Below are 23,149 nucleotides of genomic sequence, written 5' to 3'. Positions count from 1 at the left end.
CATGATTAAAGTCTTTGTTCTGTTTATCGTTCTGATTGCTGGCATTATTTTGGGTCCCCTGCTCGCTGGACACCAAGGTTATGTGTTTATTCGTACCGATAGCTACGATATTACGACCAGCGTCACTAGCCTTGTGTTGTGCTTTATCTTGCTGCAATTTGTCTTGTTATTCTTAGGCTGGTGTTACCGCCGTTTTATGAGTACTACCTCACGGACAAAGGGTTGGTTTACGGGTCACAAATACCACAAAGCCCATACCCAAACCCAAAAAGCGTTGCTCAAATTAGCGGAAGGGGATTTAGAACAAGTTGAGAAGTTGATGAGTAAACATGCTGATTTCTCGCAGCAACCCGTCATTAACTACTTGATGGCTGCAGAAGCAGCGCAACAACGTGGTGATAGCTACCGTACTCATCAATATTTAGATAGAGCCGCCGAAGCCGCAGGAAAAGACCAACTCCCTGTCGATATTAGCCGCGTTCGAATTCAGCTAGCAGAAGGTGAAATTCATGCTGCGCGTAATGGCATCGATAAATTACTCGACCAAGCACCACGCCACCCTGAAATTTTACGCCTAGCAGAGCAAGCTTACCTTGGTACTGGCGCATACCAAGCATTAATCGAGCTGCTGCCAATCATGGCGAAAGTTCAATTACATAGCGAAGATGAGCTTGAAGCCCTAAAACTCAAAGCTTACAAAGGGCTAATGAACCAGTGCATGGCTGAAGGTGGAAGTGATGGGCTAAAAACGTGGTGGAAAAACCAGCCTCGTAAAGTCCGCCATGAAGTCCCTCTACAATCATTCCTCGCTGAACATTTAATCGAATGTGGGGATGCCCGTAGCGCAGAGAAAATGATTATTGAGGGATTAAAACAGCAATATGATGAGCGTTTACTCCTCCTGATCCCAAAATTACACAGTGATCAGCCAGAAGCTATTGAGAAAACGTTACTAAGCCTTGTAAAACAGTCTGGCGCAACGCCATTACTAAATAGTACATTGGGCATCCTTGCACTACAGCATGCCCAATGGGAAAAAGCAGAAACCTACTTTAAAGCTGCATTAGCACAGCGTTTCGATGCCTATGATGCAGCTTGGTTAGCGGACGCTTATGATAAGCTACATAAACCGCATGAAGCGGCGAAGATTCGCCAAGAAGCGCTAACGCACTCTCTGAAACAAGAGCGAACATAGTCTTAAATTTCTACGCATACCTATTTAAAAACGCCTCCTAATCCGAGGCGTTTTTTTGTGATTAAAATCGAGTCATCTTTAAAAGATAATCGTTCTAGGCGTCATTTTTAGGCAATCGAGGTAAACCGCATATTGCTATGTTATAAAAGAGACACATAGTGTATAAATGGTCGTATACATTTTCGTTTTGAATGGTTTTAGGATAAAGATATGAATGTAGTGAAAACTCTCTGGCGTTGGATTGTAGCGAGTCAAAATCGTTTACAGATCTTTTTTGACCTGCTACTTCTGATTTTATCTCCATTTATTTTTATTTCGATCATTGGATTCAATACCGCCGATCTGAATAAAGATATCTTTATTATTACCTTTATTATTATTGCCTACACATATGTAACTCGCTGGATCAGCAAGTGGTTAAGCAAAGAGAAAAAAGCGTAAGTACGATAATGACTTTTCTTTCCTAATGCTAATCAGGTTAGGAAAGAAAATAAAAACGCAGATTAATACCAAAAAAAACACCTGCCGAAGCAGGTGTAAATACAATCAGGTCTACAGACGGATGGTGCCTCACTCAACGTTTCGCCCGTTCGCTGATGGTAAGAGGATTAGCTCTTGATCATCTAAATTGGACAATAGGCACCGATAATCGGCTTTGCGTCATCCCTGGGTTTATGAAGCTAGGCTGTCATAATAAGTGGGATGAGCATCTACATAATAGATAATGCAGAATACGTGCCAACTTTTCTCACTCCTGTATTCTTTCTTTTCACTTCCCGTATCTGTGCTATTTTAAACGAGATTTTTATCTCTTACTCTTTGTGATTCTTTCATACTCATTTCATACCAAATCATCTTCTGTTCGATTCAGCTATTTTGTCTCAATTTAGAGACAGCTTATCATCACTATCACTTTCTCTATATAAATCAAACAGTAAAATGTCTCTTTTTGACGACATGAAAATAGGGGTTTGTATCAGATCTGAGACAACCTTTTTTATCCCTTAAAAACATAGCATTACAAATATCATTAGATACGAATCATTATTATTCGATGACCCTCAACGAATCCCCGAAATAAAGATAATGAAATACTCAATGAAAAAGAAAAAAGGAGGGAGTGAACAAGAAATTGGAATGAGGATTTTTACGAGTGACAGAAAAGCAAAAACCCCACTCGATTGAGCGGGGTTCTTTAAATTGGTCGGCGAGAGAGGATTCGAACCTCCGACCCACTGGTCCCAAACCAGTTGCGCTACCAAGCTGCGCTACTCGCCGAAATTTAACTGCTTAAGGCAGTAACTCGACATCATTTTTTTCGTGGTGCGAAAGGGGGGACTTGAACCCCCACGTCCATAGGACACTAACACCTGAAGCTAGCGCGTCTACCAATTCCGCCACCCTCGCAATGTCACAAAAAAAATGGGGTGGCTAATGGGACTCGAACCCACGACAACTGGAATCACAATCCAGGGCTCTACCAACTGAGCTATAGCCACCATAACTTCACTTATTTCAAAGCGTTGTTATACTACTACATACAACCTTGTTTTGCCACCGTAGCTTGTCACCTTTTGATGGTGCGCCCGACAGGATTCGAACCTGAGACCTCTGCCTCCGGAGGGCAGCGCTCTATCCAGCTGAGCTACGGGCGCTTAACGCCGTTGCGGGAGAGGATAGTACGGATTTATCCCCCTGCTGTCTAGTCCTTTTTTCAATAAAATTATCGATTGCTTGCCTTTTATCCATTTCGTCGAGAAAGAGAGCATTTTTTCCCTCTTCCTCGCTTGTTTTGATGTTTTTTACTCACAAAATATTTTTACGATGGGCTTTTTTCATTGCGCCTAAAGCAACGGATCACAAAATATAACCCAGAAACGGTCAATAAAAAGATAGCGCCGACAATCAGTGACAATCGCGTCTCAGGATTAATTGCCATTCCGACCAGTACGCAGGCTAAAAATAATAACGTCGCATAGTTCACCCATGGAAATAGAATCGATTTAAACGTATGCCCAGCCATATGTTGCTGGTTCTGCTTACGAAAACGTAGCTGGCTGGTTAAGATAACTAACCAAGGCACCATTCCGGGTAAGACACTGGCGCTATACACATACACGAAGACTTGTTCTGGGTTTGGAATGATGTAATTCAAACTTGAACCTGCCACTAAGCATAAGATAGTAAAACCGACACAGCGCGCTGGAACGCCATTTTTCGTCAGTTTTAATAGTGAGCTAGGTAACTGTTTATTTTGCGCCAGTGCATACAGCATGCGCCCGCCGCTATACATTCCGCTATTACAACCAGATAATGCTGCCGTCAGAACAACAAAGTTAATCACCGCAGCCGCAGAAATAATACCCACTTTAGCGAAAGTCATGACAAACGGGCTACCTTGTTGCCCAACTTCTGTCCACGGGAATAAGGTCACAACAATAAAAATTGCCCCGACATAGAAAATTAAAATTCGCCACAAAATATTATTGATGGCTTTTTTCAACGTTACTTGTGGATTTTTTGCTTCGCCCGCGGTGATCCCAACTAACTCAACACCTTGGTAAGACGCCACCACAATACACAGCGCAAACAGGAAACCTTTCCAGCCCCCCGCAAAGAAACCGCCATGCTCTGTTAAGTTGGCAAGCCCAATCGGCTCAAAGTTATTGCCAATCCCAAAGAAAATCAGCCCCAGACCAATCAAAATCATCACGACAATCGTGGTGACTTTGATCATCGCAAACCAAAACTCTAATTCACCATATAATCTCACTGCCGCGAGGTTTGCCAGTGCCACTAAGGCAACCGCAATCATCGCAAATATCCATTGGGGGACATCAGGGAACCAATATTTGGCATATTCCCCTATGGCTGTAATTTCTGAAATGCCAACAGCCACCCACATAAACCAGTAGCCCCAAGCCGTTAAGCACCCCCAGAATGGGCTTAAATACTTATAACCAAATGACGCAAATGACCCCGTGACGGGCTCAAGAAATAACATTTCTCCCATGGAACGCATGATGAAAAAGACAAACAATCCCGCAATGATATAGGCTAATAACACTGACGGACCGGCCCACTTCAACGTACTCGCTGAGCCCATAAATAGCCCAACCCCAATTGTTCCGCCCAAAGCAATCAGCTCAATATGACGGGCTTCTAGCCCTCGCTGAAGACCTTGCTGTGGCTTATCCATAATTTCCCCTGTCGATAATAATCATTCGATATTCGCAGCTTTAATTGCAATAAACTTTTTAGTAATCGCGGCTTGTTATCGAAAATAAGATAAAAAATACAATCCCCCAAGATACCGTGAGATCCCTTAGGTTGCATCTATTTTTGAAAAATTGTAGGTATATTTGAAGACAGAATAAAGCATCATTGATATAAATAAACCCGCATTGCGCGGGTCTATTCAGTTAAAAAGAGGCTTAAAGCTTACCACCGTAATAGTAGCCTAAAAACTTCAACAACTTAAACTGTCGTTTAATTCGAGTTGGCTGCGAAAGCAAGCGATACAGCCATTCTAATCCTAAGTTTTGCCAGACTTTTGGTGCACGCTTAACGTGTCCAGTGAACACATCATAAGTGCCACCAACACCCATATACAGTGCATCTGGATGGACTACACGGCAATCACGCATAAATATTTCTTGCTTAGGAGAGCCCATCGCTACCGTGACAATTTTTGCGCCACTCGCATGAATACGTTCAAAGAGCGCATTGCGATCTTCCGCTGTGAAGTAACCATCTTGAGAACCGGCAATATTCACATTCCATTGCGCACGTAACTTCGCTTTAGTTTGTTCAAGAATTTCAGGCTTTCCCCCCACCAAAAACACTGGCGTGCCTTCTTTTCCTGCGCGTTCCATCAAGCCTTCCCATAAGTCAGCCCCTGCCACGCGGGAAACGTCTGCTTTGGGATATTTACGGCGAATCGCACGCACAATGCTAATCCCATCAGCATAAAGATATTCTGCCTGCCCCAACAAAGTATTCAGTGCAGTATCTTGCTCAGCAATCATCACTTTTTCTGCGTTGATAGCGACAAGTGTGCCGGTTTTAGTCTTACCGTCAGCAAATAGATAGTCCAAGAAATGGGACATATTTTTAAAGCCCCAAATGTTATGACCTCTGATGCTATATTGAGGAATTGACGACTGTTCCATAATGCTCCTTTTAACGGCTTTCCCGTTGACCACTTTTGAAATAGGAAGTGGCTTTAATACGAATAAGACCGGCACTTTCAAATAACCAGTACAGTAATTTTGCTAACACTAAACATAGTCCGAAGACTAAACAGAAAAAGACCACGCGCGAGACAAAGGAATCAACTCCTTCACGGGCTAGGACGATCATATTAAAGATGGCACCGAAACAAAATGCCTGCATGATAGCGGCTTTATAGCGGTTAGATTCTTTCAAACTCAAACCATAAATCCAGTCAAACCATTTAATAATCAAACCAACTACGATGGCACCTAATGGGATAAACAGGACACCGCCCATCACCACCAGCGAGCCAATTAAGGTCGGAGAAATGGCTAACCCAGAATGGTTATTGAGCACTTCCCAAGTAAAATAGTTAGCCGAATTTAATACGGTATCTGGACGTTCTGGCCATACCCATGATGGAATAAACACATAGAAATCACGGATAATCGGCGCTAAGCCTTGGAAATCCATTTGGTCATAGTAACTGAGCAGTAACCCGAGGTTTTCCCACGGAGAGAACGTATCGCGGGTTAGATACAAGAAAGTGTAAAATGCCTCCGCACCGCTCACATCAAGACCGTAACGCTTGAGAGCTAACCAGAACATTCCAACAATACTCGCCACACCCGCTGCTGCCAGCATCCAAAGTGTAATCCAACCGCGAACAATCCCAATAAATAAAAACAGCGCAAAAGCCAAAATAATATTCGCGCGCGTTCCACCGACGATCACATAGGTTAAAAAACCAAATGACACGGTACTGACGAGGAAGAAAATCCAGCGTTTTTGCGTTGGCTTCAGGAAGTAAACAATCAGCATGGCGGGGATAAAGAAATAGAAGAAACGCTTCAACGCCACGCCGGATACCTGACTCGAGAATATCTGACTATAAGACTTCAACTTAAACAGTAAGAAGCCATTGTCCATGAAGAAAATGCCCACGGTTACCACAGCAACTGCGATTAACAATAAGCAAGTTAAGTTGGTTTCCACTTTATTCATGCTAAATACCGCACGGCGCTGAACATCAACACGCTTCGTTAAGCGGGTTTTGTACGTCACATAGTAAATAGCATAGAAGCTTGTTGACGCTAGCATGGCATACATCAGGTAATCTGCGGGAACTATCGCCACATCAAACTGGAAAACCAATGCACATGTCAGAGGAAAGCCGAAATAAAATGTCAATAAATACAACAAAGTAAAGAAAATATTAAAATTAAAGCGCACACGAAGAAACTCTTTGTACATCAGTGTGCCAATAAAAATAATGGAGATCAGGTAGATCAGTGATAATCCCCCCAATTCAAGCAATGTCATACTTTCGCCTCCGCAATGCTGAGGATCTGTTTCCAGCCATCAGTAAAGTTAGGTGCAAAGAATTCAATATCTTGCTTATTAAGGGTATTCATTTGACGCTGAGCTTCATCCACTAACGGTAGTGTGAGCTTGTCACCATAGAAAAAGACCGGGACATTCTGTGCCGTTAAATCTTGCCAGAAGGTATTTTGACGGCTAATGACAAAAGGAATAGAGAACTGGATAAGCAAACAAACCGTTCCAACCCCTTGTTGGCGATTAAAAATAAAGTAGCCAAGGTCGCAGGTTTTCAGCAAATTCAGGTAATCATCGAACGCCATACGTTCTTTAAGAATATCCACCTGCCCCTGAGGGAATTCACTTTGTGCTGCTTGTTCGACTTCCGCAATATAGTTTTGGTTATTGGCAGGGTAGCCCATTGGCACTATCACCTTAACGTTATCACCAAACTGCTGTTTAATCGCACCCAGTGCTTCCACATGACGATTAGAACGATCCCCCGAGTTACCAAGCAATATCGTTAATTGCTCGCTCTCACGAGGCTCTCGTTCACTTAATGTCAACGCAGGGTCCATACGTGTTGGGAAATAGAGCACCGACGATTGCACATTCGGATTCGACTGATGAAAATAAGACAGGTCTCCCCGAGTGGCACACACATGCCCTACTTTCTTTTGCGCTAAGCGACGTAAAATATAAAATAGCTTAAATTTCAGTGAGCTAGACTCTTCATATAAGTCTGCCCCCCAAATATGCCACCAAAATTGATGGGATTTTATCTTACCAAAGAGCAGCGCTAACCAGATTGGCGCATTAAATTGCCCATGGAAGAAAAAGCGCGTGCGGCGCTCTGCTTTAGCGCGACGAATAACACTATCGGCAATCGATTTTTTGCTGTCAAAAACTTCAATTTCGAGCTTTGGATAGGCAGCAGCTAGCTGCGCATCTTGGCTCACCACCATAAAATGCGGCTTTTGAGACGGTGCCATTTCTTGGCAAATAACGTCATTAAAAAACGTTAAAACCGTCTGATTATGATGCGGGAGGTCAGATCCCAGTACATGTATTAAGGTTGTCATGCTCGCCTACGGTAGATCAAAAATACGCAACAACAGAGAGTAAAATATACGATATACGTTGCCATATAGGCTTGTGTTGCCCCGACTGCGCCATGTTCAGGAATAAACCAATGGGCAAAACCTGTTAACAGAACAAATTGGCTAACTTCCGTGAGAACATAAAAGCGCAATGCCGCTTTCGCGATGACTAAATAACCAAAAACGTAAGCACCCACTTTCAATACATCGCCGACCAGCTGCCAAGCAAACAGGTCTCTCATCCCTGTAAACTCTTTTGAAAATAGCAACCAAATCGCAAAATCACGCAGTAACCATACCGTAAAGCTCACGGCAGCAACCGCAGGTAAAACAAACTTCAGCGCCTTAATAATTTCGGCAGAAATTTCATTTTTATGCTGTAAACGCGACAACGTTGGCAATAAATACACTGAAAACGTTGCGGTGATGAATTGTAGATAAGCGTCCGAAATGGTTGTCACACCCGTCCATAATCCAACTTCATCCCAGCTATAGGTTTGTGCCAATAAGTTTCGCATCATGATATAGGCAACAGGCAGTGTGATTGCCGTTAACATTGCCATGATGGTGAACTTACCGAGATTGGTAGCTATCGCTTTGTCCCATGCAGGCTTTAAGGATGACAACGCAAATTGCTTACGTCGTATAATCAGACCTGCGGCGGGCAACACCACCAATGCGGGAACCAATGCAAGCCCCGCCAACGCACCGTCATACCCCCCCATGAGATAGCATAAATAATAGGCGACTACACCGATTATGCTACCAAAAATGATGGCCGTCGCATTCCCAGCTGCATCTCGGTAACCCTTTAAAATCGCCAAAAAATAGTTCGCATATGCGATACCCATCTGAATTAAAGCGACCATACGGATCACAGAGCTATATTGCTCAGTATCAAATAACGCGGCACTAATAGGCGCGCTGCATAACAAAAAGACAATGGCCAGTAACGTCGAGAACCCAAGAATAATCGTTGAAGACGTTCCCAGCACAGCTCGTAATTTTTGAGGATCTTGATGGTGCTCTGCCACATATTTTGTGACGCCATTGAAGATCCCTGCGCCAGATAAAACACCTAGCACGGTAATTAATTGACGAAAATTTCCCGCCAGCCCAACACCGCTAGGGCCAAATGAGACTGCAAATAATTTCACGATCAACAGGCCCACCCCGATTTTAATCAGGGTAGACCCAGCAGTCCAAACCGATGCTTTAGCTAATGACATTAGGCAAAGAACGCTTTAATTCGCTCAATGACCACTTGCTGCTCGTCATCTGTCATGTTGTAGAACATCGGCAGACGCACTAAACGGTCACTTTCAACCGTGGTGTATTTATCTTCACCGTGGAAATAACCAAACTCCATTCCAGCTGGGCTGGTGTGCAGTGGCACGTAATGGAAAACAGTTAAAATACCGTGAGATTTCATATAGTCATTAAACGCTGTACGCTCTTCCACATTTTTCAGTTTGATATAGAACATATGCGCGTTATGTTTCAAACCGTCTGGTACAGTTGCTAATACTAAACGACCCGCAGTAACCAGAGGTTGTAACGCTTGATAATAGCGATCCCACAGTAATAAACGACGTTCATTAATTTTGTCTGCTTCTTCTAACTGAGCCCATAAATAAGCCGCTTGTAAGTCGGAAAGCAGATAACTTGAACCGATGTCACGCCATGTATATTTGTCAACTTGACCACGGAAGAATTGGCTACGGTTAGTACCTTTTTCGCGGATCACTTCTGCACGGTTAATCAACGCTTTATCATTGATTAAAGTCGCACCACCTTCACCACCTGAAGAGTAGTTTTTAGTTTCATGGAAGCTATAGCAACCAATATGGCCGATGGTACCCAGTGCTTTACCTTTGTAGGTAGACATCACGCCTTGTGCCGCGTCTTCAATCACAAATAAATTGTGTTTCTTCGCGATAGCCATGATGGTGTCCATTTCACAAGCCACGCCTGCGTAGTGAACAGGAACAATTGCACGTGTGCGATCAGTGATTGCCGCTTCAATCTTGGTTTCATCGATATTCATCGTATCTGGACGAATATCCACGAACACAATTTTGGCGCCACGTAACACGAATGCGTTAGAGGTCGATACGAAGGTAAAGCTCGGCATGATGACTTCATCGCCCGGCTTAATATCAATCAGGATCGCGGCCATTTCTAATGAAGCGGTGCAAGACGGCGTTAACTGGACTTTCGGACAGTTAAAACGTTTCTCCATCCACTCTTCACAACGTTTAGTGAAACCACCATCACCGCACAGTTTGCCACTTGCCATAGCCTGCTTCATATACTCAACTTCAGTGCCTACAACGGGTGGTTTATTAAATGGAATCATGTTGTCCCCTGTATAACCAATATGCTGTGCTGGCAATCGCCGCACCGCTGCGTGAATAAAGATTTAACGCCGCAACATTACTCATTTGCGTGGCAACATTTAACTGTCTTTTTTGGTGTTGCACACACCATTGATAAGCCGCTGACATTAATTTCCGACCGATACCGCGCCCTGTTGCATTTGGTATTGCCGCTAACAATCCAATTCGCGCTGTATCAGCATCAAGACTACGTAGGCTAACGAAACCTAAAATATCACCTGCTTGATCTCTAAGGAGTAAACAGGTGTGGTCAAATGTCCCAAGAACCGCTTTTTCTATCCATAATGCATAAAACCGACCGCTATCCCCTTCTCGATACCAAGGCGTACGAAAGCGGCTGTTACTAAACACAGCTGCCGCGGTGTCGCGCAGAAAAACAATATCCCCTGTTTGTGCGACAACCACATTATCCGTCTCTGATAACGCTGTGTTTAGATAAGCATTTTCTGTGCCAACCGTTAACGCAAAATCGATTTCACCTTCAACAAAACTGAATCCCATACTGGCAAGATTATCAATTCTCGCAGTCTCAGATGCCGCAACTTTCGCTTGCACAATTTCAAACTTATCCAGTTGATAAGCTAAGATAATTTGCGCATCTGTTGCGGCGAAATCCAGTTTCGCCGTAGAACGTTTAAAAAAATCAGATTCCCAATCTAAGGGATCAATATTGGCGCGGACGGACACGAAGTAAGTCCTCTAAGTATTTGCCATAACCTGTTTTATTCAGGCGAGCGGCGGCGTCTTTAACTTGGTCATCAGATAACCAGCCATTGCGCCATGCAATCTCTTCTAAACAAGCCACCTTGAAACCTTGGCGTTTTTCCACAGTTTGAACAAAGGTTCCTGCTTCAATCAAGCTGTCATGGGTACCCGTATCTAACCAAGCAAACCCACGACCGAGCAGCTCAACGCTGAGCTCACCACGTTCCAAATACATTTGGTTGATAGACGTAATTTCTAATTCACCACGTTCAGAAGGTTTTACTTGTTTAGCAAAATCAACCACTTGATTATCATAGAAATATAAACCCGTCACCGCCCAATTAGATTTTGGCTGCTTTGGCTTTTCTTCAATAGACAACGCTTTAAAGTTGTCATCGAATTCCACGACACCAAAACGTTCTGGATCCATCACTTGGTAACCAAAGACCGTCGCACCTTTTTGACGCGCAGCAACTGACATTAATTTAGGGCTAAATGAATGACCAAAGAAAATGTTATCGCCAAGCACTAAACAACAGGAATCCCCATTGATAAACTCTTCACCAATGATGAATGCTTGCGCGAGCCCATCTGGAGATGGCTGCTCTGCATAACTCAGTTCAATACCAAATTCATGACCATCGCCCAATAAACGCTGGAACATCGGCAGATCATCGGGCGTCGAAATGACCAAAATTTCACGGATCCCTGCCAGCATTAATACCGACAGCGGATAATAAATCATTGGCTTATCATAGATAGGCAGCAGCTGTTTTGAGATACCGCGTGTAATCGGATGTAGACGCGTTCCCGAACCACCAGCCAGAATAATACCTTTCATGCTTCCTCCTAGCTACCTAAGCCCAGACGCTCGCCTGCATAGGAGCCATCTTGCACACGACGCCACCATGTTTCGTTGTTTAAATACCACAGTACCGTTTTACGGATACCCGATTCAAACGTTTCTTCAGGTGTCCAGCCTAATTCACGCTGGATTTTATCGGCGTCAATGGCATAACGCATATCGTGACCAGGGCGGTCTTTCACATACGTAATTAAATCACGGTAATGCGTCACACCTTGAGGTTTCTGCGGATGCAACTCTTCGAGTAATTCACAAATTGTTTCAACAACTTGGATATTACGGCGTTCGTTGTGCCCACCAATATTGTACGTTGAGCCCGGTTGCGCTTGAGTGGCAACTAAATGCAGTGCTCGAGCATGATCTTCCACAAACAGCCAGTCGCGAATTTGTTCGCCCTTGCCATACACTGGCAGTGGCTTACCAGAAATCGCGTTCAAAATAATCAATGGGATCAACTTCTCTGGGAAGTGATACGGACCATAGTTGTTCGAGCAGTTAGTGATCATGGTGGGTAAGCCATATGTTCTTTGCCATGCTCGGACTAAATGGTCGCTCGATGCTTTTGACGCTGAATATGGGCTACTTGGCGCATAAGGTGTTGTTTCCGTGAAGAAACCTTCTGGCCCGTCCAAATCTCCATACACTTCATCAGTTGAAATGTGGTGGAAACGAAAAGCCGCTTTTTGGCTCTCTTCAAGTGCAGACCAATAATGGCGTGCTGCTTCTAACAGTGTATAAGTACCCACAATGTTAGTTTCGATGAATGCCGCAGGACCATCAATAGAACGGTCAACATGGCTTTCTGCGGCTAAGTGCATCACCACATCTGGTTTGTGCTCAGCAAACACTTTATCCAGTGCTGTGCGGTCACAAATGTTTACTTGTTCAAAGGCATAGCGTTCGCTATTAGCAACTCCCGCTAATGACTCTAAATTGCCCGCATAAGTCAAGCAATCAACCACAATGGCATGGTCTTGTGTATTCTCAATCACGTGGCGAACAACGGCGGAGCCGATAAAACCGGCACCACCTGTAATTAAAATGCGTTTCAACGCCATACTCCTTTTGTATCCACAACCCATTTTTGAGGGATAGCAGAACCTTGGATACCTTTAAACAGGTTATGGTCAACCAACATTAGGATCACATCAGCTTCGCTAACCGCTTTTTCAATTGAAACCAGTTCAGCAATGCCTTTCAGCGCTGTTGGTAACTCATCAATGTGCGGTTCAACTGCAAAAGTCTTACCTGGGTTCCAATTAGCAACCATCTTAGTGATGTGCATTGCAGGGCTTTCACGCAGGTCATCGATATTTGGTTTAAATGCCAAACCAAAGCAGGCGATTTTGATTTCGCTCGCTTTTTTACCTGTTTCCGCTAAGCAGTCTGCGACAGCTGCTTTCACTTGATCCACCACCCAAATTGGTTTGCCATCGTTAACTAAACGCGCAGTGTGGATTAAACGAGATTGTTTTGGACTTTGCGCCACGATAAACCATGGGTCAACCGCGATGCAGTGACCACCCACGCCAGGACCTGGTTGCAGAATGTTCACGCGAGGATGACGGTTCGCTAAGCTGATCAGTTCCCAGACATTAATATCTTGTTCTGCGCAAATCAGAGATAATTCGTTAGCAAATGCGATATTCACATCACGGAAGCTGTTTTCCGTTAGCTTACACATTTCAGCCGTTCTTGAGTTAGTGATTACACACTCACCTTCTAAGAAGATATTGTACAGCTCGCTCGCACGCAGGGATGATTTAGGCGTCATACCGCCGACAACACGGTCGTTTTTGATCAGCTCAACCATCACTTGACCTGGCAGTACACGCTCTGGGCAGTAAGCCACATCGATATCAGCCTGTTCACCTGCTTGGTGAGGGAAAGTTAAATCAGGACGTGCATCCGCTAACCACTGGGCCATCTGCTCGGTAGTCCCTACTGGAGAGGTTGACTCAAGGATCACTAAGTCGCCTTTCTTCAGGACTGGCGCGATAGACTCAGCTGCCGCTTTCACGTACACCAAATCAGGCTCGTGTTCACCTTTGAATGGTGTCGGAACGGCAATCAGGAATGCGTCTGCAGGTTGTGGCTTAGTGAAGGCTTTTAAGTGACCTTCTTCAACCGCTTTTTTCACCACTACGTCCAGCTCAGGTTCCACAATATGGATTTTACCTTGATTGATAGTGTCAACCGCATGCTGGTTAACATCTACGCCGACAACCTGCTTCTTACGAGATGCGAAGGCTGCCGCTGTTGGTAAACCGATATAACCAAGGCCGATAACAGAAATAGTTTCAAAACTCATAATTTCACCTGATTGCTTTTTAATGCTGCAAGAATACGCTGACAAGCATGACCATCACCATAAGGGTTATGTGCGCGGCTCATTTCGTGATATTCCGCTTCATCTGTCAGTAACCGATTAACTTCATTTACAATGGTTTGTGTATCTGTACCCACTAAACGAACTGTCCCTGCATCAACAGCTTCAGGGCGTTCGGTGGTATCTCTCATAACTAAAACAGGTTTGCCTAAAGATGGCGCTTCTTCTTGAATACCGCCGGAATCCGTTAAAATCAGATACGCGTGGTTCATCAAATAGACGAACGGCAGATATTCCTGAGGACTAATTAAGATAATATTATCAATGCCATGCAGAATTCGTTTTACTGGCTCACTCACATTTGGGTTCAAGTGAACAGGGTAAACCACTTGAACATCAGGATGCGCTTGAGCGATATCCGCTAAGGCATGGCAAATACGCTCAAAACCACCACCAAAGCTTTCACGACGGTGACCCGTTACAAGGAGCATTTTTTTATTTGGGTCGATAAATGGGTAATTTCCGGCTAATTCGGCCATCATATTTTGGTTACCCATCACCTTCTCTTTCACCCACAACAGCGCATCAATGACTGTATTGCCAGTCACAGAAATATGGCTATCGGGAATAGATTCGTTGAGTAAGTTTTGGCGCGAGTTTTCTGTCGGCGCGAAATGGTACTGAGCAAGGTGCCCCGCAATTTTACGGTTACCTTCTTCTGGCCATGGCGAATAGAGGTTTCCTGTGCGCAGTCCAGCCTCAACATGCCCTACAGGGATGCGATGATAGAATGCCGCAAGGCTAGTTGCCATCGTCGTTGCAGTATCGCCATGAACAAGGACAACATCGGGTTGGAAATCTGCAAATACTGCCTTTAATCCTTCCAAAATACGGCAAGTAATGTCGGTTAAATCCTGACCTGGTTTCATAATATTGAGATCGTAATCGGGAGTGATCTCAAATAAGTTCAGTACTTGATCTAGCATTTCACGGTGCTGAGCGGTAACACACACTTTCGCTTCAAAATCTGCATCATCAGCAAGTGCATGAACCAATGGAGCCATTTTAATAGCTTCAGGTCGTGTGCCGAATACAGTCAATACTTTCACAGTGACTCTCTTATATTTTCTTCGCAGTTTACTGCTTTATTTAGTTTTAATGATGCAATCTCGCCACCGACCTTTCCGTCAGTGGCGAGTAAGACATTACGATGGGCGACGGCGAGACAGTACCACTCCGGCACCTACTAACACACCAATTGCACCCCACAGAACCGCAATGAATGCTCTGCGCGGACTATCGCGTTTGATTGGATCTTCAGGAGTTCGCAGATAACGATACGCGTGAAAATTATCTTGAAGAGCTGGACCAACATCCAGTGTCGCTAGCATCGCGACATTTTGGTCATAATCCGTATCAAAATCAGGACCTGTTGCTTTTAAAGTCTCGATTTGAGCTTGCAGTAATGGAACCCCTAACATGAACATTTTTGAGTCAGGAATTTCATCTACTGGCGCAGTCGTTTGATTACGAGAGATACCTTGTTTTTCAGCAACTTTAAGTGCTTGCTCAAGGCTGTTTAGACGACGATCATACGCTGCATTTGCCACCATGGCTTCACGCTTGACCAACGCTTTCATAGATTGGGTTTTTGTTGCCCAAGCCCCTTCCAACTCATCATTCAGGTTGGTGGTTGCACGTTGATTAGCAAACTCAATATATTCGCGTAATAGCTGATTAGAATCAGTCGCTGTTTCAGCCACTAACTTCACGCTATCTGTTGGGTTTTTGAGTGCATCTGCCGGTGTATACTCGATGTTGTTGATCAATTCATCCAATAAGGCCGCATCTGCTTTCGGGTCATTTTCCAAACGTTGCTTATAATACTCAGTACCTAACCAAAACTGGCGACGAGTATCGTAAGAGCCTAATTGTTTGGTAAATTCTTCATAAGCTTCTTTCGCAATGGTGGGTAACTGTCCTTCTTGCCCTACGACATTAATGCGAGAATCAAGGTTGCGCAGAAACTGTTGCTGAGAATAATAACTTCCCAGATTGTTCACAGTTGGTAGATCCGTGATAGCCGTTGTACTCCACTTCGGCTGCATAAAATAGGATGCTCCCAGTGCAACCGCAGCAAAAATCACTGCACATGCGACGATCCAAATTTTACCCTGCCATAATGAACGGCATAAATCACGAATATCTAACTCCGCTTCAATCGGAGTTTGATGCTGACTAGGTTGTGTTTCTGAGTTATTCACTGCACAGAACCTCTATAGTTCGTTTGTCTTTACCGGACCGCACTCTTACGCGCACGACGTCTAATTCGTTTGATAAAACGGGCGACTTTCCATGCTCGTTTGATGCAGTAACCATACATCATAAATACAAGCAAAAATAATGCCAACATTACCCATTCTGGGATGAATGATAGGCGTTAGCCAAGAATACCAATGCACGCAAGTATTGCCGCAGCCAATGTGATGATTACAAATGCCCCTTTCGGGGTAAATCCTGAACGCATAATCAAGTGATGAATATGCTGACGATCCGGTGAAAATGGACTCATCCCTTTACGAATACGGCGGTACATAATTGCCACCATATCCATAAGCGGAATGGCAATAATCCATAATGCAGTCACAGGATTAATTGGATGAACATCTTCTTGCGTCGATGCAACCAAGATCCAAATAATGGTAAAACCAATCAAAGTACTTCCCGCATCGCCCATGAACACTTTAAATCGACGACCTAAAACACCTAGGTTCAGCAGGATATAAGGAAGAATAGCCGCTATAAACGCAAAACACCAAAACGCTAACGCATAGTTACCATTTTGATACAGTAAGAAACCTAAAGCACCGAAAGAGACCGAAGACAGGCCGCCTAACAGACCATCAATACCATCAACCATGTTGAAAGCATTGATTGCAGCCCAAACAGCAAATAGGGTCACAATGTAACCAAATGGTCCAAGCACCAGTTCCCAAGGGCCGAATGCATGCCCCAGTGACTCTAATGAGAGCCCGCCTGCCGTCATCATCACGACAGCAACAATAGCCTGAACGCCAGCGCGTAATTTCACGCTAATGTCGAATCTATCATCCAGTGCACCAACGAACACTAAGAGCCCAGCACAAGCGATATATAACCACTTATGGGGAATGTATTCTTCCGTGATCATAAACGCGAAGCAAACGCCAAAGAAAACAGAGATCCCTCCAACGAGAGGTACCAATCCTACGTGTTTCTTCCTGAAATTCGGTTTATCAACCAAGCCAATTTTTTTTGCCACAATACGTGCGACAAAAATAAAAGCTAAGGTAAACAAAAAGACATAGAAGAGATTACTCATAAAGTGTGTGCTATCCACTGTTCTACTCTCTTATATTTCTATCTAACTTTTAAACACTAACAATCTGGGTTGCTGTGATAAAGTACCGCGCCAACATAGTATCCGAGCAAAAAAATCGTACACTAAAACAGAATCATTCTTTTTTGATATGCACAAAACATGCCGAAAAGTACAATAAGGCGTAATATAGTTTTGCGTTACAAACTTACCTTAACGATTTTATCCTTTAACATTGCAAGATGCATGCCATAAAAAACAATCTCAACCTGATTAATCGACTTTTACCATCAATTTTTATCTAACCGAGTAAATATCAGTCATTGAGTAAATTTAAGTATAAAAATTAATCTAGAAAATACCATCTTCTTATGAATAATCTAGCATCCGTTTATTATTTCATTTTACTCATGAATAAAGTAATTTGTGCTCATATTGTTAAATAATAAAGACTATTATTTTATGAACGTTCATAACATACGGATAAAAAAATAGGCGCCCTATTAGAGCGCCTATTTCTATACTTATAATCCTAACGATTATGCTCTTTTCATGAAGTCAAAGAACTCTTCGTTAGTTTTTGTCATTGCTAATTTGCTGATAAGGAATTCCATCGCATCGATTTCGCCCATTGGGTGAATAATCTTGCGTAGAATCCACATTTTTTGCAGCTCATCTTGGGAAGTGAGCAGCTCTTCTTTACGTGTACCTGAACGATTGTAATCAATTGCAGGGAAGACGCGTTTTTCAGCAATTTTACGAGACAGGTGTAATTCCATGTTACCTGTTCCTTTAAATTCTTCGTAGATAACTTCATCCATTTTCGAGCCAGTATCAACCAGCGCGGTTGCGATGATAGTTAAGCTACCGCCTTCCTCAACGTTACGAGCAGCACCGAAGAAACGTTTCGGACGATGTAATGCGTTTGCGTCCACCCCCCCCGTCAGAACTTTACCTGATGAAGGCACAACGGTGTTGTATGCACGAGCAAGACGAGTAATGGAATCCAGTAAGATGATAACGTCTTTTTTATGTTCAACTAGACGTTTCGCTTTCTCGATAACCATCTCAGCAACTTGAACGTGGCGTGCAGCTGGCTCATCAAATGTTGAAGCAATCACTTCACCTTTAACAAGGCGTTGCATCTCGGTAACTTCTTCCGGACGCTCATCGATCAGCAGAACCATCAATACACAATCAGGATAGTTATGAGCAATGTTAGCCGCAATATTTTGCAGTAACATTGTTTTACCCGCTTTCGGTGGTGCAACGATCAGACCACGTTGTCCACGACCGATTGGTGCGGCTAAATCTAATACACGAGCGGTTAAATCTTCAGTAGAACCATTACCACGTTCCATGCGCAGACGATTATTAGCATGTAACGGAGTTAAGTTTTCAAAAAGGATTTTGCTGCGGGCGTTTTCAGGTTTGTCGAAGTTAACTTCGTTAACTTTTAAGAGGGCAAAGTAACGTTCACCTTCTTTCGGGGGACGGATTTTACCTGAAATGGTATCGCCTGTGCGTAGGTTAAAACGGCGAATTTGACTAGGAGAAACATAGATATCATCAGGACCTGCGAGGTAAGAACTGTCTGCTGAACGGAGGAAACCAAATCCATCCTGCAATATTTCCAGTACGCCATCGCCGAAAATATCTTCTCCACTTTTAGCATGCTGCTTCAAAATCGAGAAAATAATATCCTGCTTTCTCATACGGGCTAAGTTCTCTAGCCCCATGTTTTCGCCTAACGTAATCAGTTCTGATACTGGCGTATTTTTTAATTCGGTAAGATTCATAATGGTGGGTTCTTTAACTCGGGGTATTTCTCGAACTATGAACGTAAATTGGAGGCAACTTTTATAGTGAACCTATGAAGTATAGTGAACCTATGAAGTGCCAGTTTAACTTTATAGTGCCCTGTTGATAGATATGGATTCATAACCAACAACAATGCATTAAAATCTGTGCTAGCTACAACTAATATTGCTGTGAAGGTGCTGTGACTAACGAAAGCGTTATTATCATCGAGATGATATGCTGCATATTATTAGAAACGTAATCAATATTAGCAATAGTTTTTTATACATTTTAGGACAACATCTTATCCCTAATACAGACCATTTACCTTATTCAAGACTTAAGTCACAGTGATACAACCATGGATTTATCAACTTTAGATTAGTCATAAGTCACGCTAAAATTGTCACTGAACAGAACTGTAAGCTAGACGGTTAAGAAAAGAGCAAAGGAAAATAAGGTAAATCTTATGGGTACTCTATGAGGAATGCGGATAACTTATCATGCTTAAATGGGGACGTCTAGCGGCTCTCTATATAAAATAAATGCGCCGCTAAACGTTTTGGCTTATATAAAGCTATAACTTACAGATTTTCGTCTAGAAATTCTTTCAGTTGAGTTTTAGATAATGCGCCAACTTTAGTTGCTGCTACACTACCGTTTTTGAATAATAGAAGTGTAGGAATACCACGAATACCAAATTTTGGTGCCGTTGCTGGATTATTATCAATATTCAGTTTTGCGATGGTCACTTTGCCTGTATATTCTTCAGCAACTTCATCCAAAATAGGTGCGATCATTTTACAAGGACCACACCATTCTGCCCAGAAGTCTACCAGAATTGGTGAATTTGCATTTAGAACGTCTGATTCAAAACTCGCATCAGTAATATGTTTAATTTTGTCGCTCATGTTGTACTCCAAAGGATCATTTTTACAGACATAGTGTAACATTAATTGGCGGCAGTATGCTTTATTTCAAAAGATACACTTTCGTAAACCAACCGATAACTGATATTCTAACATACTATGAGTAAAGCACACTTGACAGAAAAGAAGTTTTCCGACTTCGCATTGCACCCAAAAGTCATTGAAGCACTTAACAAAAAAGGCTTCAACTTTTGCACGCCTATTCAGGCGTCTACCCTGCCTTATACTGTCGAAGGCAAAGATGTTGCGGGGCAAGCGCAAACAGGTACAGGTAAAACGTTAGCATTTCTAACGTCTACATTTCATTTTCTCTTAACTCACCCAGCTATTGAAGGGAAAAAAACCAATCAGCCACGTGCGCTGATCATGGCTCCTACTCGCGAATTAGCGGTGCAGATTTATTCCGACGCGAAAGAATTAGCAGAGTACACCGGTTTAAAAATGGGTCTAGCCTATGGTGGTGATGGCTACGACGAACAATTACGCGTATTACAAGACGGCGTTGATATTCTCATCGGAACAACAGGTCGTCTGATTGATTATGCCAAACAAGGTCACGTTGATTTAGCGGCTATCCAAGTTATTGTATTGGATGAAGCGGACCGTATGTATGACCTTGGTTTTATTAAAGATATTCGTTGGTTATTCCGTCGCATGCCTAGCGCAACGGATAGACTAAATTTACTGTTCTCCGCAACACTCTCTTACCGCGTGAGAGAATTAGCATTCGAACAAATGAACAGTCCAGAATATATCGAAGTTGAACCGCTGCAAAAAACAGGTCACCGCATTAAAGAAGAACTGTTTTATCCATCCAATGAAGAAAAAATGCGTCTGCTGCAAACGCTGCTTGAAGAAGAGTGGCCTGAGCGCTGTATTATTTTCGCAAATACCAAGCATCGTTGTGATGATATTTGGGCTCACCTTGCTGCCGACGGTCACCGTGTAGGATTACTCACAGGTGATGTCGCACAGAAAAAACGCCTGCGTATTTTAGAACAGTTCACCCAAGGTCAGATTGATATCTTGGTTGCGACTGACGTTGCCGCTCGCGGACTACACATTCCATCAGTAACTCATGTCTTTAACTATGATTTACCTGACGATTGTGAAGACTATGTACACCGCATCGGACGTACTGGTCGTGCAGGTGAAAGCGGAAACTCCATCAGCTTAGCTTGTGAAGAATACGCACTGAATTTACCTGCAATTGAAGAATATATTCAGCACTCCATCCCTGTCAGTAAATACAACAGTGATGCACTCCTGAGCGACCTACCGGCACCGAAACGCCGCCATCGTCCGCGCCCAAGTGGTCCACGCCGCAATTCAAATGCACCGCGTCGCCATAATGGTCCACGTAATAACCATAAACGTGCAGGCTGAGTAAATACCCTATGCTGAAATCTTCTTCTCTGTATGCTGCTATCGATTTGGGTTCCAACAGCTTTCATATGCTGGTTGTTCGTGAAACCGCCGGTAGCATTCAGATTATTTCTCGGGTTAAACGAAAAGTTCGTCTGGCTGCTGGCTTAGATAAAAATAATATTTTATCTGAGCAAGCCATGGAGCGAGGCTGGCAATGCCTGCGCCTTTTTTCTGAACATCTGCAAGATATTCCTAACTCGCAAATTCGAGTTGTAGCAACCGCAACGTTACGCCTTGCTAAAAATGCCGATGTTTTTATTGAAAAAGCCAGCCAAATCCTCGGTAATCCCGTGAGAGTCATCCAAGGAGAAGAAGAAGCTCGCTTGATTTATCAAGGCGTCGCCCACACGACTGGGGGACCAGAACAACGCTTAGTGGTTGATATTGGCGGCGGTAGCACTGAACTTGTCACCGGCACAGGCGCCAAAGCACAGTTGCTCTATAGCCTTGAAATGGGCTGCGTCACTTGGCTTGAACGTTATTTCAGCGATAGAACGCTGACAGAAGAAAATTTTGCTCAAGCAGAAGCGGCGGCTCAACACGTTGTTGCGCCTATCGCAGATGCGCTTAAAAATCACGGTTGGAAAATTTGCGTCGGCGCATCAGGTACGGTACAAGCAATTCAGGAAATCATGATTGCCCAAGGAATGGATGAACTCATCACCCTCGGGAAATTACAGCAGCTGAAACACAAAGCTATCCAATGTCATAAGTTGGAAGAGCTTGAAATCGAAGGGCTCACTTTTGAACGCGCCCTCGTTTTTCCAAGCGGTTTATCTATTTTGATCGCTATTTTCAAAGCCCTAAATATCGAGAATATGACGCTAGCCGGTGGTGCTCTTCGTGAAGGGCTAGTATATGGCATGCTTGAACTGCCTATTGAGCAAGATATTCGTGCTCGCACACTGCGCAACATTCAACGCCGCTTCCTTGTTGATATCGAGCAAGCTGGTCGAGTACGCCAGCTCGCTGAACACTTTTATCTTCAGGTTGCCAAAGAGTGGGAATTAGATAGCCGTTGCCGCGATTTATTATCCAGCGCTTGTGCATTACATGAAATCGGGCTGAGTGTTGATTTCCGTAAAGGTCCTGAGCATGCGAGTTATTTGATTACTCATCTTGATCTTCCGGGCTTCACCCCTGCGCAAAAACGCTTTCTTGCTGTTCTTCTCAAAAACCAGCAAGGTCAAATTGACCTTTCATCTTTGAGTCAACAAAACGCACTCCCAATTCAGCAAACCTATGCATTGTGTCGTTTATTACGCTTAGCCATTATTTTTGCGAGCCGTAGGCGAGACGATACATTACCAGCATTGCGCCTGAATGCGGACGGTCAAAATTTAACAATTGCTCTGCCATATCGCTGGCTTGCTGAACATCCTCTACGTGCAGAAAATTTACAGCAAGAAGTTCAATGGCAAGGGTATGTAAATTGGCAATTAGCACTAGAAGAACGCAATAGCTCCAATTGATAACACGATGTTCCCACCAGCTCGTGGGAACATA

18 protein-coding genes, 4 tRNA genes and 1 pseudogene are annotated in these 23,149 nt (G+C 43.5%); 4 read left to right on the top strand and 19 right to left on the bottom strand.

Annotation, left to right across the window (positions count from 1 at the left end; genetic code table 11):
* Position 1 precedes the first annotated feature (1 nt).
* Together hemY and PR766_RS03525 are read left to right on the top strand one after the other, a co-directional pair.
* The gene (gene hemY, locus PR766_RS03530; RefSeq protein WP_006662360.1) at positions 2 to 1,195 is read left to right on the top strand and encodes a protoheme IX biogenesis protein HemY; all 1,194 of its coding nucleotides are present in this window, start codon (positions 2 to 4) and stop codon (positions 1,193 to 1,195) included.
* Positions 1,196 to 1,405: 210 nt separating this feature from the next.
* The gene (locus PR766_RS03525) at positions 1,406 to 1,636 is read left to right on the top strand and encodes a DUF4014 domain-containing protein (protein WP_006658197.1); all 231 of its coding nucleotides are present in this window, start codon (positions 1,406 to 1,408) and stop codon (positions 1,634 to 1,636) included.
* A gap of 760 nt (positions 1,637 to 2,396) precedes the next feature.
* Here PR766_RS03525 and PR766_RS03520 read toward each other — a convergent pair.
* The 19 genes and pseudogenes from PR766_RS03520 to trxA all read right to left on the bottom strand — a co-directional run bounded on the left by PR766_RS03520 (position 2,397) and on the right by trxA (position 20,197).
* A tRNA-Pro gene (locus PR766_RS03520) sits at positions 2,397 to 2,473 on the bottom strand.
* 43 nt (positions 2,474 to 2,516) lie between these two features.
* Positions 2,517 to 2,602 (bottom strand) — tRNA-Leu (locus PR766_RS03515).
* Between the two features lie 16 nt (positions 2,603 to 2,618).
* Positions 2,619 to 2,694 (bottom strand) — tRNA-His (locus PR766_RS03510).
* A gap of 79 nt (positions 2,695 to 2,773) precedes the next feature.
* Positions 2,774 to 2,850: transfer RNA gene (locus PR766_RS03505), tRNA-Arg, on the bottom strand.
* A 164-nt stretch (positions 2,851 to 3,014) separates the two neighbouring features.
* Entirely contained in the window at positions 3,015 to 4,394 is a 1,380-nt protein-coding gene (gene thrP / locus PR766_RS03500) for a bifunctional threonine/serine APC transporter ThrP (protein ID WP_006658198.1), read from the bottom strand.
* A gap of 235 nt (positions 4,395 to 4,629) precedes the next feature.
* Positions 4,630 to 5,367 (bottom strand): lipopolysaccharide N-acetylmannosaminouronosyltransferase, encoded by a 738-nt coding sequence (wecG, locus tag PR766_RS03495; protein WP_006658199.1) that lies wholly within the window; start codon positions 5,365 to 5,367, stop codon positions 4,630 to 4,632.
* A 10-nt stretch (positions 5,368 to 5,377) separates the two neighbouring features.
* Positions 5,378 to 6,733, bottom strand: coding sequence for an ECA oligosaccharide polymerase (wzyE, locus tag PR766_RS03490; RefSeq protein WP_006658200.1), 1,356 nt, complete (start codon positions 6,731 to 6,733; stop codon positions 5,378 to 5,380).
* Entirely contained in the window at positions 6,730 to 7,812 is a 1,083-nt protein-coding gene (locus tag PR766_RS03485) for a TDP-N-acetylfucosamine:lipid II N-acetylfucosaminyltransferase (RefSeq protein WP_154636303.1), read from the bottom strand. The genes wzyE and PR766_RS03485 overlap by 4 nt, the downstream gene beginning before the upstream one ends.
* Positions 7,809 to 9,059: a lipid III flippase WzxE gene (gene wzxE, locus PR766_RS03480; protein ID WP_006658202.1), complete on the bottom strand. Its 1,251-nt coding sequence runs from the start codon at positions 9,057 to 9,059 to the stop codon at positions 7,809 to 7,811. The genes PR766_RS03485 and wzxE overlap by 4 nt, the downstream gene beginning before the upstream one ends.
* On the bottom strand, positions 9,059 to 10,189 hold the full coding sequence (gene rffA, locus PR766_RS03475) for a dTDP-4-amino-4,6-dideoxygalactose transaminase (protein WP_006658203.1): 1,131 nt from the start codon (positions 10,187 to 10,189) through the stop codon (positions 9,059 to 9,061). The genes wzxE and rffA overlap by 1 nt, the downstream gene beginning before the upstream one ends.
* Entirely contained in the window at positions 10,176 to 10,916 is a 741-nt protein-coding gene (rffC, locus tag PR766_RS03470) for a dTDP-4-amino-4,6-dideoxy-D-galactose acyltransferase (protein WP_006662358.1), read from the bottom strand. The genes rffA and rffC overlap by 14 nt, the downstream gene beginning before the upstream one ends.
* On the bottom strand, positions 10,894 to 11,775 hold the full coding sequence (gene rfbA / locus PR766_RS03465; RefSeq protein WP_006658205.1) for a glucose-1-phosphate thymidylyltransferase RfbA: 882 nt from the start codon (positions 11,773 to 11,775) through the stop codon (positions 10,894 to 10,896). Before rfbA ends, rffC begins: the two co-directional genes overlap by 23 nt.
* A gap of 8 nt (positions 11,776 to 11,783) precedes the next feature.
* Complete coding sequence (gene rffG / locus PR766_RS03460; protein ID WP_006658206.1) at positions 11,784 to 12,857, bottom strand: dTDP-glucose 4,6-dehydratase; 1,074 nt, start codon at positions 12,855 to 12,857, stop codon at positions 11,784 to 11,786.
* A complete protein-coding gene (wecC, locus tag PR766_RS03455) occupies positions 12,848 to 14,110 on the bottom strand; it encodes a UDP-N-acetyl-D-mannosamine dehydrogenase (RefSeq protein WP_006658207.1) in 1,263 nt (420 codons plus the stop codon). Before wecC ends, rffG begins: the two co-directional genes overlap by 10 nt.
* On the bottom strand, positions 14,107 to 15,237 hold the full coding sequence (wecB, locus tag PR766_RS03450; RefSeq protein WP_006658208.1) for a non-hydrolyzing UDP-N-acetylglucosamine 2-epimerase: 1,131 nt from the start codon (positions 15,235 to 15,237) through the stop codon (positions 14,107 to 14,109). Before wecB ends, wecC begins: the two co-directional genes overlap by 4 nt.
* A gap of 96 nt (positions 15,238 to 15,333) precedes the next feature.
* Positions 15,334 to 16,392 (bottom strand): ECA polysaccharide chain length modulation protein, encoded by a 1,059-nt coding sequence (gene wzzE / locus PR766_RS03445; protein ID WP_036967708.1) that lies wholly within the window; start codon positions 16,390 to 16,392, stop codon positions 15,334 to 15,336.
* Between the two features lie 29 nt (positions 16,393 to 16,421).
* Positions 16,422 to 17,489, bottom strand: a pseudogene (wecA, locus tag PR766_RS03440) (UDP-N-acetylglucosamine--undecaprenyl-phosphate N-acetylglucosaminephosphotransferase).
* Between the two features lie 536 nt (positions 17,490 to 18,025).
* Positions 18,026 to 19,285, bottom strand: a complete 1,260-nt coding sequence (gene rho / locus PR766_RS03435; protein WP_004915469.1) for a transcription termination factor Rho — start codon at positions 19,283 to 19,285, stop codon at positions 18,026 to 18,028.
* A gap of 585 nt (positions 19,286 to 19,870) precedes the next feature.
* On the bottom strand, positions 19,871 to 20,197 hold the full coding sequence (gene trxA, locus PR766_RS03430) for a thioredoxin TrxA (RefSeq protein ID WP_006662353.1): 327 nt from the start codon (positions 20,195 to 20,197) through the stop codon (positions 19,871 to 19,873).
* Between the two features lie 117 nt (positions 20,198 to 20,314).
* On the opposite strand from trxA, the gene rhlB reads away from it, so the two are divergent.
* Positions 20,315 to 21,601, top strand: a complete 1,287-nt coding sequence (gene rhlB / locus PR766_RS03425) for an ATP-dependent RNA helicase RhlB (RefSeq protein ID WP_006658212.1) — start codon at positions 20,315 to 20,317, stop codon at positions 21,599 to 21,601.
* Positions 21,602 to 21,612: 11 nt separating this feature from the next.
* Positions 21,613 to 23,115 carry a guanosine-5'-triphosphate,3'-diphosphate diphosphatase gene (gene gppA, locus PR766_RS03420; RefSeq protein WP_006658213.1) on the top strand — a complete coding sequence of 501 codons (1,503 nt, stop codon included), beginning with the start codon at positions 21,613 to 21,615 and terminating at the stop codon, positions 23,113 to 23,115.
* The last annotated feature ends 34 nt before the right edge of the window (positions 23,116 to 23,149 follow it).

Source organism: Providencia sp. PROV208 (assembly GCF_028479465.1).
In the GTDB taxonomy this organism is placed as follows: Bacteria; Pseudomonadota; Gammaproteobacteria; order Enterobacterales; family Enterobacteriaceae; genus Providencia; species Providencia alcalifaciens.
This window is presented reverse-complemented; position numbering and strand designations above follow the sequence as displayed.